At 62.3% G+C, this 610-nt stretch carries 1 protein-coding gene; it reads right to left on the bottom strand.

The window, feature by feature from the left end; all coding sequences use genetic code 11:
• Positions 1-414 precede the first annotated feature (414 nt).
• The coding region (locus J5M73_RS30935) for a hypothetical protein (RefSeq protein ID WP_207816853.1) at positions 415-610 on the bottom strand (196 nt) is incomplete at its 5' end.

The raw sequence follows: 610 nt of genomic DNA, 5'->3' as shown, positions 1-610 counted from the left end.
GCAGGAACGGATATGTACCCAACCCCCGCTGTAAGAGCGAAACCGCCAGCGGCCACACCCCCAGCACCGGGCGTATCCGGTGCTGTGGTTATGGCGGTTTTGCCCTGACTACGGAGATTGGGATGGAGTACATATCCGTTGCTGCGGGTGCGGCCACTTAGGGTTTCGCCCTTGCGGCGATGGGGGACGGAGTACATATCCATTCCTGCGGTAATGGCCACTTATGGTTTCGCCCTTACGGCGAGTCCCTTTTTTTCAAACGCCAAAAAAAGGAACCAAAAAACGCTTGCCCCTCCATGGGCCCCTCGCTGTGGCTCGGGGTGCCCTCTCTCCGGCATTGCTCCGGGGGCCCGCCGCCAACCGGCCATCCATGGCCGGGTGGCGGCTAGCTCGGCATCCATGCCGAGCTGCCCCCTACGCAACGCCTACGCTCGGCCGGCTGGGAAGGGGCCGGAAGATCAAGATCAAGATCAAAAGCCAAAACCAAGGTGCGCAGGCCGGCTCCTTGTAGCCGCTGCCGAAGGCTGCGAACGAGCGCTCGCGCTCGCAAAACCAGGCGGCGCGATAGGTCAGGAATATCGGGGAGGCAGGTTTAGCGTCTCCTGCGGAG

Origin of the sequence: Pseudomonas sp. 50_B (genome assembly GCF_017491625.1) — a bacterium.
Taxonomy (GTDB): domain Bacteria; phylum Pseudomonadota; class Gammaproteobacteria; order Pseudomonadales; family Pseudomonadaceae; genus Aquipseudomonas; species Aquipseudomonas danubii.
This window is presented reverse-complemented; position numbering and strand designations above follow the sequence as displayed.